The sequence below is a fragment of the Streptomyces sp. NPDC055815 genome (genome assembly GCF_053616475.1).
In genome coordinates this window covers 60,968-74,216 of sequence record NZ_JBSHDU010000027.1, presented here as the reverse complement: position 1 = coordinate 74,216, position 13,249 = coordinate 60,968, and the positions used below count along the sequence as shown (strand labels likewise).

Genomic DNA, 13,249 nt, shown 5'->3' with positions numbered 1-13,249 from the left:
ATGAGCACGGATCCACAGCAGGACTGGCAGCACTGGCACGAGCAGCGCGAGGCGGCGGTCGCCTCCTCGTACGGCCCGCTCTCCCTGACGGGCACCCACTGGCTCGCGGACTTCCCCGAGGGGCGTCTTCCGTCCGTTCCCGGCGAGTGGCGGGAGGACGGTGACGAGGTGGTCCTGACGGCGGGTGCCGAGGACGGGCTCACCGTCGACGGCAAGCCCTTCGCGGGCACGGTCCGGCTCACCGCCGACCACGGCCCGATCCACGAGTCCCGGGTCGAGTCGGCGGGCCGGCGGCTCGTGGTGCTGCGGCGCGAAGGGCTCTGGGCCGTACGGGACTTCGACCCCGGCTCCGAGGCGCGCGGCGCCTTCCGGGGCATCGAGGCCACCCCGTACGACGAGCGCTGGGTGGTGCCCGGCGTCTTCCGTCCGTACGCGGAGACGCGCAGCGTACGGGTGGAGAACGCCGACGGCCGGGAGCGCGGTCTCGGGCTCTCCGGTGAGCTGGTCTTCGAGCTGCACGGCGGCGAGCACGTCCTCCAGGTGGCCGTCGAGGACGACGGGACCCTGTGGGCGGTCTTCGCGGACGCCACGAGCGGCCGGGACAGCTACCGCTTCCGTTTCCTGCGGCCCGAGGCCCCGGCGTCGGACGGCTCGGTGACGGTCGACTTCAACCGTGCGCTGCTGCCGCCGTGCGCCTTCGCGGACCACTTCATCTGCCCGTTCCCGCCGCCCGGGAACACGCTGGACACCGCGGTGGCTGCCGGGGAGCGGCGGCTGAGCGCCGTCTGACCTGGCTTTTTCCGCAGAGGTACGCCCCCGGCCGTCCCGGCCGGGGGCGCCCGTGCGTACGGCGGTCTTGTGCGTCGGCCCCGGGAGGGCCACTATCACTGGCGGTGCATGTCAGGAACACGTCACCTGATGGCGCCTCACGGGCCCGCCATCCACGGGCCCCTCCGCTTTTCCCAGAAGGAGAATTGTGAGGAGCACAGTGAGGAACACCCGCACCCGTCGTCTGCTCGCCGTCGCCGCCGGTCTCGCCGCCGCGACCGCCCTCGGACTGCCCGGCGCCCAGGCCGCCCCCGTGCCCGGACCCGCCGGAGCCGCCCAGCTCGCCCGCGCCGACGCCGCCGTCGAGGCCGCCGGGGTCGGCGGCACCGCCTGGTACGTCGACCAGGCGTCGGGCCGGGTCGTCGTCACCGCCGACTCCACCGTCACCGACGCCGGACTCGCCAAGATCCGCAGAGCGGCCGGCGCCGACGCCTCGGCGCTCCGGGTCCAGCGCACCCCCGGCGTCTTCAAGCCGCTCCTCGGCGCCGGAGACGCCATCTACGGCGGCGGCTACCGCTGTTCGCTCGGCTTCAACGTCCGCAGCGGCTCCACGTACTACTTCCTGACCGCCGGCCACTGCGGCAACGTCGCCAACACCTGGTACACCAACTCGTCGCAGTCGACCCTGATCGGCGCCACCGTCGGCTCCAGCTTCCCGGGCAACGACTACGCCCTGGTCCGCTACGACAACGCCTCGCTCACCCACCCCGGCGGCTTCACCGCGGCCGACGCCTACGTGGGCGAGTCCGTCAAGCGCTCCGGCTCCACCACCGGCACCCGTGGCGGCACCGTCACCGGCCTCAACGCCACCGTCCACTACTCCAGCGGCGGCACCGTGAAGGGCCTCATCCAGACCAACGTCTGCGCCGAGCCCGGCGATTCGGGCGGTGCGATGTACGACGGCACCAAGGCGCTCGGCCTCACCTCCGGCGGCAGCGGCAACTGCTCCACCGGCGGCACCACCTTCTTCCAGCCGGTGCCGGAGGCCCTCGCCAAGTACAACGTCAGCCTCTTCTGATCCCGAGCCTCTTCCGAACCCGCACGGACACCCACTGATCCCCCCACACAGGAGGAACACGAAGTGACCACCCCCACGAAGAAGTTCCGGCTGCTCGCCCTCACCGCCGGCCTCGTCGCCGCCGCCGCGACGCTCGGCGTCCCCACCGCCAGCGCCGACTCCGCGCAGACGTTCAGCGCCACCCAGCTCTCCGCCGCGGGCGACGCCGTCCTCGCCGCCGACGTGGCGGGCACCGCCTGGCGCACGGACGCCGCCACCGGCCAGGTCGTCGTCACCGTCGACTCCACCGTCTCGCCGGCGGAGATCGCCAAGATCAAGCGCCAGGCCGGCGCCAACGCCGGTGCGCTGCGCATCGAGCGCACCCCCGGCACCTTCAACAAGCTGATCTCCGGCGGCGACGCCATCTACGCGAGCAGCTGGCGCTGCTCGCTCGGCTTCAACGTCAGGGACAGCGCGGGGAACTACTACTTCCTCACCGCCGGCCACTGCACCGACGGCGCGGGGACCTGGTGGTCCAACTCCTCGCGCAGCACGGTGCTCGGGAGCACCGCCGGGTCGAGCTTCCCGACCAACGACTACGGCATCGTGCGCTACACCAACACCTCGGTCACCAAGTCCGGCACGGTCGGCAGCGTCGACATCACCAGCGCCGCCAACGCCACCGTCGGCATGTCCGTCACCCGCCGCGGCTCCACCACCGGCACCCACAGCGGCACGGTGACCGGCCTGAACGCCACCGTGAACTACGGCGGCGGCGACATCGTCTACGGCATGATCCAGACCAACGTCTGCGCCGAGCCCGGCGACTCCGGCGGCCCGCTCTACTCGGGCAGCAGGGCGATCGGTCTCACCTCCGGCGGCAGCGGCAACTGCTCCTCGGGCGGCACGACCTTCTTCCAGCCCGTGACGGAGGCGCTCAGCGCCTACGGGGTCAGCGTCTACTGATCCCCCCTGGTGACGCGGTCCCTCCGGCGGCCTCGCGGCGGCGGGAGGGACCGCTCCTTCCAGGACCTTCGGCCCTCCCTCCGAGGCCTTTCCCCGGCCCCGTCGCTCCTCCGGCGGGTGTCGACTGGGAGAGGAGAGAAAAGGGACGTGCGAAGGAGGCCCGCGATGGACGCGACGCGGATGGTGGACGGACTCGTCGAAAGGGCCCTCGCGGCGCTCGACCGCTTCGAGGCCCTCGACCAGGAGCAGGTCGACCACATCGTCAAGAAGGCCTCGCTCGCCGCGCTGGGCGCGCACGGCGAGCTGGCGCGGCTCGCCGTCGAGGAGACCGGCCGCGGCCTCTTCGAGGACAAGGCGGTGAAGAACCTCTTCGCCTGCGAGCACGTCACCCACTCGATGGCCGGTCTCAGGACCGTCGGGGTCGTCCGCCGCGACGAGCTGAACGGCATCACCGAGATCGCCGAGCCCGTCGGCGTGATCTGCGCGATGACCCCCGTCACCAACCCCACCTCGACGACCGTCTTCAAGGCGCTGATCGCGCTGAAGACCCGTAACCCCGTCGTCTTCGCCTTCCACCCGTCCGCGCAGAAGTGCTCGGCCGAGGCCGCCCGGACCGTCCGCGACGCCGCCGTCGCCGCCGGCGCGCCCGAGGGGTGCGTGCAGTGGATCGAGGAGCCCTCGATGGAGGCCACCGGCCTCCTCATGCACCACGAGGGCGTCTCCACCATCCTCGCCACCGGCGGGAACGCGATGGTCGAGGCCGCCTACTCGTGCGGCAAGCCCGCCCTCGGCGTCGGCGCGGGCAACGTCCCCGCGTACGTCGCCAAGGACGCGAGGCTGCAGCGCGCGATCCACGACATCGTGCTCTCCAAGGCCTTCGACCACGGCATGATCTGCGCCTCCGAGCAGGCCGTCATCCTCGACGCCGAGGTGTACGAGGAGGGCATCGCCGAGTTCGAGCGGCTCGGCGCCCACGTCGTCACCGCCGCCGAGAAGACCAAGCTGGAGGAGTACGTCTTCGGCACCACCGCCTACGCCACGAACTGCGGCGGCGCGAAGCTCAACGCGGACGTCGTCGGCAGGTCCCCGGTGTGGATCGCCGAGCAGGCCGGCTTCGAGGTCCCCGAAGACACCTCGATCCTGCTCGTCGAGTGCGCCGAGGTCGGCGAGAACGAGCCGCTCACCCGCGAGAAGCTCTCCCCGGTCCTGGCCGCTCTGCGGGCCGACTCCACCGAGCACGGCCTCGACCTCTCGGCCCGCATGGTCGCCTTCCACGGCCTCGGCCACAGCGCCGCGATCCACACCGAGGACGAGGAGCTCGCCGAGGAGTTCGGCAAGCGGGTCCAGGCGATCCGGGTCATCGTCAACGCCCCCTCCACCTTCGGCGGCATCGGCGACGTCTACAACGCCTTCCTGCCCTCGCTCACCCTCGGCTGCGGCTCGTACGGACACAACTCCGTCTCGAACAACGTCACCGCGGTCAACCTGCTCAACATCAAGCGGATCGGACGGCGCACCACCAACATGCAGTGGTACAAGGTCCCGCCGAAGATCTACTTCGAGCGGAACGCCATCCGCTACCTCGGCGAGATGGAGGGCCTGGAGCGGGTCACGATCGTCACCGACCGGACGATGAGCGACCTCGGCTTCGTACGGAAGGTCACCGACATCCTCGACGGCCGCGAGGAACCGGTCACGATCCAGGTCATCGACTCCGTCGAGCCCAACCCGGAGCTCGCCACCGTCCGCGCCGGCGCCGCCGCCCTGCGGGACTTCCGGCCCGACACGATCATCGCCCTCGGCGGCGGCTCCCCGATGGACGCGGCGAAGATCATGTGGCTGATGTACGAGCGGCCCGAGGTCGAGTTCGCGGACACCAAGGAGAAGTTCTTCGACATCCGCAAGCGCGCCTACCGCTTCCCCGGGCTCGGCGAGAAGGCGAAGCTCGTCGCGATCCCCACCACCTCGGGCACCGGCAGCGAGGTCACCCCCTTCGCGGTCATCTCCGACCCCGAGGCCGCGCAGAAGTACCCCCTCGCCGACTACGCCCTCACCCCGAACGTCGCCATCGTCGACCCGGTCCTCCCGCTCAACCTCCCGGCCACGGTCACCGCCGACTCCGGCTTCGACGCCCTGACCCACGCCACCGAGGCGTACGTCTCGGCCTACGCCAACGACTTCACCGACGGCCAGTGCCTCCAGGCGATCAGGCTGATCTTCGAGAACCTGGAGACCTGTGTGACGCGGGGCGCGAAGGCGCCCGAGGCCCGCGAGAAGATGCACAACGCGTCCACCATCGCCGGCATGGCCTTCGCCAACGCCTTCCTCGGCCTGGTCCACGCCATGGCCCACACCCTCGGCAACACCTTCCACGTCGCCCACGGCCGCACCAACGCGCTGCTGCTCCCGCACGTCATCCGGCACAACGGCACCGTCACCCACAAGGCCGTGCCGTGGCCGAAGGCCGAGGTCTACCGGGCCCCGGAGCGCTACCAGGAGATCGCCCGGACGCTCGGCCTGCCGGCCGCGACCCCGGAGGAGGGCGTGGAGTCCTACGCCCGCGCGGTCGAGGAGCTGCGCACCCGGTGCGGCATCCCGGCCTCCTTCCGGGAGGAGGGCGTCGACGAGGCGGCCTTCCTGGCGGCCCTGCCGCAGCAGGCGATGAACGCCTACGCCGACCAGTGCGCGCCGGCCAACCCGAGGATGCCGATGATCGACGAGATGAAGGAGCTGATGACCCGGGCGTACTACGGCGAGTAGTCCCGGGCACGGAGAAGGCCCCCGCCGGTGCGGGGGGGGCCTTCTCGTCGCCCGGCTAGGCCTTGACCTCGCCCAGCTCCGCGGCGATCGGCTCCGCCGTCTCCGGCTTCCGCTTCAGCGAGGACATCACGAGGGTGACCGCGGCGCCGACGACCGCCCAGGCCGAGAGGACCAGCATCGAGGCGGTCATGTCGTTGCCCTTGAAGTACGCGATCGAGCGCGCCGCCCAGGTGCCCGCGCCCGGCGGCAGGGCGGGGCCGATCGCCCGCCAGAACGGGGGCAGCATCGGCGCCGGGAAGGCGCCGCCCGCGCTCGGGTTGCCGGCGACGACGATCAGCAGGATCGCGAGGCCGATGCCGACGATCCCGAAGACGGACTGGAGGGCGAGGGTGGCGGCGCCGACGGCGAAGACCACCAGGGTGCCCAGGCCCCACAGGGCGGCGACGCTGCCGGGCAGGGCGCCGAGGATCGGGCCGACGATGATCGCGCCGCCGAGACCGCCGAGGACCGAGTAGAGCGCGAGCACCCCGAGCCGGATGATCGCCCGGTGCGGGTTGGCCGGTCGTGAGCCCGCGCTGATCGCCAGGATCGCGGCGCAGATGTAGCCGCCGACGCACCAGCCGACGACCAGGTAGAAGGCCGAGAGTCCGTCGAAGTCCTCCGGCGAGGCGGGGGCCACGTCGACGGTCCTCACCGTGCGCCCCTGGGTCGCTTCCAGCTTCGTGATCATCGACTGCAGGGTGGAGGAGAGCACGGTGCCGCCGCCGGAGGCGACGAGCAGGGTGTCGGTGCGGCCCCGCGGGTCGACGATCAGGGCCCCGTCGATGTCCCGGTTCAGGATCTGGTCCCGCGCCTCGGCCTCGTCCGCGACCGTCCGCGGGTCGAGGGGATCGCCCGGCAGCTTCTCCAGCCGGTCCGCCAGGACGTTCGCCGCCTGTCCGGGGGCGACCGCGCCGAAGGGGACGTCCGTGGGTTTCGGATCGTGCAGGGCCCCGACGTACGAGGCGATGAACAGGAGCTGGAGGGCGAAGACGCCGACGACGAGCAGGGCGGCTCGGGGGGTGACGGCGCTTTTCAGTTCATCGACGAAACTCATGCCCCCACGCTCCGGGGCGGTGGGTGTTCCCGCAGGTGGGACAGGTCCGAACGGGTTATCGTACGGATGTTCGAAGATGAGCTACGCTGGGTTCAGGGGGATGGGAACGTACGTACGAATCAATGCGGAGCGCGGGAGGTGCACCGGCCATGCCAGGCTTCACGCATCTGCACACCGCCTCGGGCTACTCCCTGCGCTACGGCGCCTCGCACCCCGAGCGCCTCGCCGCCCGCGCCGCCGAGCGGGGCATGGACGCCCTCGCCCTGACCGACCGCGACACCCTCTCCGGCACCGTCCGCTTCGCCAAGGCGTGCGAGAAGGAGGGGGTCCGGCCGCTGTTCGGCGTGGACCTCGCGTACGAGGCCGCCGTCCCCGAGCACGACCCCGCCGACCGCGGCTCCGCCCGCCGGGTCCCCGTCCGGGGCGGGGCCTTCGTCGACGAGTCCGCGCCCCGCGCCCTCTTCCTCGCCCGCTCCCGCACCGGCTGGGCCGCCCTCTGCGCGATGGTCACCGCCGCCCACGCCGGGGGAACGGAACACCCCCTGCTGCCCAGGACCGCCCTGGCCGGCGAGGGTCTGTACGTCCTGCTCGGGCCCGCCTCCGACGTCGGCCGCGCCCTCGCCGCCGGCCGCCCCGACCGGGCCGCCCGGCTGCTCGCCCCCTGGCGCGAGCGGTACGGCGACGCGCTCCGCCTGGAGGCCGTCCACCACGGGCGCACCGGCACCGGGCCCGGCTCCCTGCGGCTCGCCGCCCGTACCGTCGGCTTCGCCGCCGAACAGGGCGTGCGGCCCGTCCTCAGCAACGCCGTCCGGTACGCCGACCCCGGCCAGGGCCCGGTCGCCGACGTCCTCGACTCCGCCCGCCGCCTCGTCCCCGTCGACCCCCGCAAGGAGCTCGACAGCGGAGAGGCCTGGCTCAAGGGCGCCGAAGGACCCGACGGCATGACGGCCGCCGCCGAGCGGATCGTCGAGGCGGCGGGCTTCCGCCCGGACGCCGCCCGCCGGCTCCTCGACCGGACCGCGGAACTCGCCGCCGGGTGCCTGGTCGACCCCGAGGACGACCTCGGCATCGGCTCCGCGCACTTCCCGGAGCCGTACCTCGTCGGCGCGGAGCACCGCACCGCCCAGCGCGTCCTCACCTCCCGGGCCGCCGCCGGCATGGTCCTGAAGGGGTACGAGAAGCGGCGCGACTACTGGGACCGGATGCACCGCGAGCTGGACGTCATCGCCCACCACGGCTTCGCCACCTACTTCCTGACGGTCGCCCAGGTCGTCGACGACGTCCGGTCCATGGGGATCCGGGTCGCCGCCCGCGGCTCCGGCGCCGGCTCCCTCGTCAACCACCTCCTCGGCATCGCCCACGCCGACCCGGTCGAGCACGGCCTGCTGATGGAACGGTTCCTCTCCAAACGCCGCACCGCCCTGCCCGACATCGACATCGACGTGGAGTCCGCCCGCCGCCTGGAGGTCTACCGGGCGATCATCGACCGCTTCGGCACCGAACGGGTCGCCACCGTCTCCATGCCCGAGACCTACCGGGTCCGCCACGCGGTACGGGACGTGGGCGCCGCCCTCTCCCTGGACCCGGCCGAGACCGACCGGATCGCCAAGGCCTTCCCGCACATCCGCGCCCGGGACGCGCTCGCCGCCCTCGACGAACTGCCCGAACTGCGCGAACTGGCAGGGGAGTCGCGACGGGAAGGGGCGAAGTTCGGCCGCTTCTGGGAGCTGGTCGAGGCGCTCGACGCGCTGCCGCGCGGGATCGCCATGCACCCCTGCGGGGTGCTGCTCTCGGACGCCTCGCTGCTCACCCGTACCCCCGTGGTCCCCACCAGCGGCGAGGGCTTCCCCATGTCCCAGTTCGACAAGGAGGACGTGGAGGACCTCGGACTGCTCAAGCTCGACGTCCTCGGCGTGCGCATGCAGTCCGCGATGGCCCACGCCGTCACCGAGGTCGAGCGCGCCACCGGCACCCGGCCCGACATCGACGCGGTCCCGGAGGGCGACCCCGAGACGTACCGGCTGATCCGCTCCACCGAGACCCTCGGCTGCTTCCAGATCGAGTCCCCGGGCCAGCGCGACCTGGTCGGCCGGCTCCAGCCCGCGACCTTCCACGACCTCGTCGTCGACATCTCGCTCTTCCGGCCGGGACCCGTCGCCGCCGACATGGTCCGCCCCTTCATCGAGGCCCGGCACGGCCGCGCCCCCGTCCGCTACCCGCACCCCGACCTGGAGGAGACCCTGAAGGAGACGTACGGCGTGGTCGTCTTCCACGAGCAGATCATCGAGATCGTACGGATCATGACCGGCTGCGACCGGGCCGAGGCCGACCAGGTCCGGCGCGGGCTCTCGCACCCCGAGTCGCAGGGCCGGATCGAGGCCTGGTTCGCCCAGCGGGCCTCGGCGCGCGGATACGCCCCCGAGGTCGTCGCCCGCACCTGGGAGATCGTCGAGGCCTTCGGCTCGTACGGCTTCTGCAAGGCGCACGCGGTGGCCTTCGCCGTGCCGACCTACCAGTCGGCCTGGCTCAAGGCGCACCACCCGGCCGCCTTCTACGCGGGGCTGCTCACCCACGACCCCGGCATGTACCCCAAGCGGCTGCTGCTCGCGGACGCCCGGCGGCGCGGGGTGCCGGTGCTGCCGCTGGACGTGAACCACTCGGCGGCCGCCCACCGTATCGAACTGGTGTCCGAGAACCCTGTGGTGTGGGGACTCCGGCTCGGCCTCGCCGACGTCCACGGCATCAGCGAGACCGAGAGCGCCCGCATCGAGGACGGACAGCCCTACGCCTCCCTGCTCGACTTCTGGGAACGGGCCCGCCCGCGCACCCCCGTCGCCGAACGCCTCGCCCAGGTCGGCGCCCTCGACGCCTTCGGCGCCAACCGCCGCGACCTGCTGCTCCACCTCACCGAACTCCGCCGCATCCACCGCGGAGCCGCCTCCCACGGCGGCCAGCTCCCGCTCGCCCAGGGCGGGAAGACCGCCCCCATCGGCCTGCCCGACCTCGACGAGACCGAACGCCTCAGCGCCGAGCTGGGCATCCTCGGCATGGACGCCTCCCGCCACCTCATGAGCGACCACCACGCCTTCCTCCGCGAACTCGGCGTCGTCTCCGCCCAGCGGCTGCGCTCCGCCGCCCACGGACAGACCGTCCTCGTCGCGGGCGCCAAGGCCGCCACCCAGACCCCGCCCATCCGCTCCGGGAAACGCGTCATCTTCAGCACCCTCGACGACGGCACCGGCCTGGTCGACCTCGCCTTCTTCGACGACGCCCACGAGGCCTGCGCCCGCACCGTCTTCCACTCCTGGCTGCTGCTCGTCCGGGGCGTGGTGCAGCGGCGCGGCCCGCGCAGCCTCAGCGTCGTCGGCTCCGCCGCCTGGAACCTCGCCGAACTGGTCGAACTGCGGGCCACCGGCGGCCTGGACGCGGTGGGGGAGCGGCTCGCCGCGACGGCGCCCGCCGGCGAGAGCGCCGACAGCGGCCGCCGGATCACGATGTCCACCGGTTACGAGATGAACCCCTGGGCCGACCTCCGGCCGGCCGGGGAAGGCACCGCGACGCCGTCGCGGAAGCTGTGGCACAGCAGCCCGGGGAGCGCGGGATGATCCTCTGCGTACGTTTCCGCCTGGAGTCGACGGACGAGGCGGTCCTGCCCCGACTGGTCGACCTGCTCCGCGAGTTCACCCCCGTCGTCGAGGCCGCCCCGCCCTGCGAGGCGCTCGCCGACGTGCGCGGCGCGCTGCGCTACTTCGGCCGGAGCCCCGCCGAACTCGCCTCGGTCATCCGGGTCCGCGCGCTCGCCCTGCACGGCGTCGACTGCGTCATCGGCGCCGGCCCCAACCCGATGCTGGCCCGGCTCGCGGCCCGCGACGCCCGGCCCGGCGTCACCCTGGTCGTCGAGGACCCGGCGGCCTTCCTGCGCGACCGGCCGGTCGTCGACCTCGACGGCGTCGGCCGCGCCACCGCCCGTACCCTCTGCGGCTACGGACTCGACTCCGCGGGCCGCGTCGCCGACGCGCCGCTCGCCGTGCTCCAGCGGCTCGTCGGCGCGAAGGCCGGCCGCGAGCTGTGGGAGAAGGCCCAGGGCATCGACCGCACCCCCGTCGTCCCGAACGCGGCCTCCCGGTCGATCGCCGCCGAGCGCGCCTTCCCGCACGACGAGACCGACCGGACCGAACAGCGCAGGGCCCTCCTCTCCCTGGCCACGGAACTGGGCGCCCGGCTGCGGACCGAGGACCAGGTCTGCCGGGGACTCGCGGTCACCGTGCGGTACGCCGACCGCAGCACCACGACCCGCAGCCGCACCCTGCCCGAACGGACCGCCCACTCGGCGGCGCTCACCGCGCTCGCGTACACGATCCACGACTCCTTCGGCCTCCAGCGGGCCCGGGTACGGGGCATCGCCCTGCGCGCCGAGGGCCTCGCCCCCGCCGAACACGCCACCCACCAGCTGACCTTCGACCCGACCGACGAGAAGGCCCGGCGGATCGAGGCGGTGGCGGACCGGGCGCGGGCGAAGTACGGCCCGCGAGCGATCGTCCCGGGCTCCCTGGCGGCCTGAACCCGCCCCCGTCGGCGCCCCGGTGACGACACACCACTTTTTACCGACGCGTAACTTCCCAGTCGAGGCTACCCGTGCGTAGCTTGGCTGGAGAGCATCCCCACTTGTGGTCCGGACCGCAGGGCACAGCACCCCCACCTTCCCCTTGAGCCGCAAGGAGATCGCCCGATGCTGTCCGCGAAGTCCTGGAAGCGCACGGTCAGAGCCCTGTCCGTCCTGCTCCTCACCGCCGCCGCCACCCTCGCCCCCACCGCCGCCGCCCACGCCGACACCGCCCCCAGCCGCGGCTGGAACGACTTCTCCTGCAAGCCGTCCGCCGCGCACCCGCGGCCCGTCGTCCTCGTCCACGGCACCTTCGGCAACTCCGTCGACAACTGGCTGGCCCTCGCCCCCTACCTGGTCAACCGGGGCTACTGCGTCTTCTCCCTCGACTACGGCCAGCTGCCGGGCGTCCCCTTCTTCAACGGGCTCGGACCCATCGCCGCCTCCGCCGGACAGCTCGACACCTACGTCGACCGGGTCCTCGCCGCCACCGGCGCCCCCGAGGCCGACCTCGTCGGACACTCGCAGGGCGGCATGATGCCCCGCTGGTACCTCAAGTTCCTCGGCGGGGCCGAGAAGGTGAACACGCTCGTCGGCATCGCCCCCGACAACCACGGCACCACCCTGCTCGGCCTCACCAAGCTCCTGCCGTACTTCCCCGGCGCCGAGGACCTCATCAGCTCCACGACCCCGGGCCTCGCCGACCAGATCGCCGGCTCGGCCTTCATCACCAAGCTCAACGAGGGCGGCGACACCGTGCCCGGGGTCCGCTACCACGTCATCGCGAGCCAGTACGACGAGGTCGTCACCCCGTACCGCTCCCAGTTCCTGACCGGCCCGAACGTCACCAACGTCCTCATCCAGGACAAGTGCGCGCTCGACCTGTCCGAGCACGTGGCCATCGGCACGGTGGACCGGGTCACCTTCCACGAGGTCGCCAACGCCCTCGACCCGGCCCACGCGACGGAGACCACCTGCCTCTCGGTGATCGGCTAGCCGCGGGTCCGGCGCCGCCGGCCCGTCCCGAAGAGCACCGCCGCACCGAGCGCGAGCACGGCGGCGCCACCGACCGCGAGATACGGCGTGGTGGCGTCGCCGCCCGTCTCGGCGAGCTCCGTACCGGAACCCGAACCGGCGGCGGGGGCGGGGGCGTTGGGGGACGGCGTCCGGGCCGGGGCCGTGCTCGCCGCCGCCTCACCGGCGCCACCCCCATGGCCCCCGTGCCCGCCGTGCTCGACCGAGGACTGGCCCTCGCCGGCCTCGATCTGCTCGTCGGTGGGCGCGGAGGCGCTCGGCGCCGGCTCCGTACCGCCACTGCCCTGACCGCCCTCGTCCTGACCGCCGTCGTCCTGACCGCCGTTGTCCTGCCCGAACACCACGTCCGAGCAGGTGTAGAACGCCTCGGGGGAGTCGGAGCGCTGCCAGATCGAGTAGATGAGATGACGCCCCGACTTCTTCGGCACGGTCCCCTGGAACACGTAGTCGCCGTTCTGCATCCCCGGGTCGGTCACCGTCACGAACGGCCGCTCCTCCAGGTCCGACCACTTCAGCGGCTTCGACGGGTCGTACCCGTCCTTCGTCACGTACAGCGCGAACGAACCCCTGTGCGGGGCGGTCCCCTTGTACCGGAAGGTGTGCGCGCCGGCCTTCATGCCGCTGGCCGGCCAGTCGGCCCGCGCCAGGTCGAGCCCCCGGTACTTGTCGTTGCCCGCGCTGCACAGCCTGCCGTCCGGGATCAGCCGCCGGTGCTGACCCGCCGCGTTCGCGATGTTCACCGCGTTCCAGTCGTAGAACGCCTGAGTCCCGCTCGCCGCCACCGCCGCCTTGCACGCCGCCGACCTCGGCGCCTCGGGCCCCTCCGCGTAACAGGCCGAGACCCGGCTCACCGGGTCGGTCATCGACCCGTGCGCGGAGGCACCGGGGGCGACGGCGAGCCCGGACAGGACCAGAGCGGCGGTGGCGGCGGCCGTTGCCGTGCGACGAGAGGTCATGGGGACAG

Annotated in this window: 9 protein-coding genes; 7 read left to right on the top strand and 2 right to left on the bottom strand. The window is 72.8% G+C overall.

Going from position 1 to position 13,249, the window contains the following annotated elements:
• The 4 genes from ACWGN5_RS19020 to adhE all read left to right on the top strand — a co-directional run bounded on the left by ACWGN5_RS19020 (position 1) and on the right by adhE (position 5,551).
• Positions 1-789, top strand: coding sequence for a DUF1684 domain-containing protein (locus ACWGN5_RS19020; protein WP_453516453.1), 789 nt, complete (start codon positions 1-3; stop codon positions 787-789).
• Between the two features lie 199 nt (positions 790-988).
• Positions 989-1,846 carry a S1 family peptidase gene (locus ACWGN5_RS19015; RefSeq protein ID WP_453516451.1) on the top strand — a complete coding sequence of 286 codons (858 nt, stop codon included), beginning with the start codon at positions 989-991 and terminating at the stop codon, positions 1,844-1,846.
• Positions 1,847-1,909: 63 nt separating this feature from the next.
• Complete coding sequence (locus ACWGN5_RS19010; RefSeq protein ID WP_453516450.1) at positions 1,910-2,791, top strand: S1 family peptidase; 882 nt, start codon at positions 1,910-1,912, stop codon at positions 2,789-2,791.
• Positions 2,792-2,956: 165 nt separating this feature from the next.
• Complete coding sequence (gene adhE, locus ACWGN5_RS19005; RefSeq protein ID WP_453516448.1) at positions 2,957-5,551, top strand: bifunctional acetaldehyde-CoA/alcohol dehydrogenase; 2,595 nt, start codon at positions 2,957-2,959, stop codon at positions 5,549-5,551.
• Positions 5,552-5,606: 55 nt separating this feature from the next.
• Here adhE and ACWGN5_RS19000 read toward each other — a convergent pair whose 3' ends face one another.
• Complete coding sequence (locus ACWGN5_RS19000; protein ID WP_453516447.1) at positions 5,607-6,647, bottom strand: DUF3533 domain-containing protein; 1,041 nt, start codon at positions 6,645-6,647, stop codon at positions 5,607-5,609.
• Between the two features lie 149 nt (positions 6,648-6,796).
• On the opposite strand from ACWGN5_RS19000, the gene ACWGN5_RS18995 reads away from it, so the two are divergent.
• The 3 genes from ACWGN5_RS18995 (at position 6,797) to ACWGN5_RS18985 (ending at position 12,246) form a co-directional block, all read left to right on the top strand.
• Positions 6,797-10,252: a DNA polymerase III subunit alpha gene (locus ACWGN5_RS18995; RefSeq protein ID WP_453516445.1), complete on the top strand. Its 3,456-nt coding sequence runs from the start codon at positions 6,797-6,799 to the stop codon at positions 10,250-10,252.
• Entirely contained in the window at positions 10,249-11,208 is a 960-nt protein-coding gene (locus ACWGN5_RS18990; RefSeq protein ID WP_453516443.1) for a DNA polymerase Y family protein, read from the top strand. Before ACWGN5_RS18995 ends, ACWGN5_RS18990 begins: the two co-directional genes overlap by 4 nt.
• A gap of 168 nt (positions 11,209-11,376) precedes the next feature.
• Positions 11,377-12,246, top strand: a complete 870-nt coding sequence (locus ACWGN5_RS18985) for an esterase/lipase family protein (RefSeq protein WP_453516441.1) — start codon at positions 11,377-11,379, stop codon at positions 12,244-12,246.
• Here the strand turns inward: ACWGN5_RS18985 and ACWGN5_RS18980 are convergent.
• The gene (locus ACWGN5_RS18980) at positions 12,243-13,241 is read right to left on the bottom strand and encodes a lytic polysaccharide monooxygenase auxiliary activity family 9 protein (RefSeq protein WP_453516439.1); all 999 of its coding nucleotides are present in this window, start codon (positions 13,239-13,241) and stop codon (positions 12,243-12,245) included. The genes ACWGN5_RS18985 and ACWGN5_RS18980 overlap by 4 nt on opposite strands.
• Between the last annotated feature and the right edge of the window lie 8 nt (positions 13,242-13,249).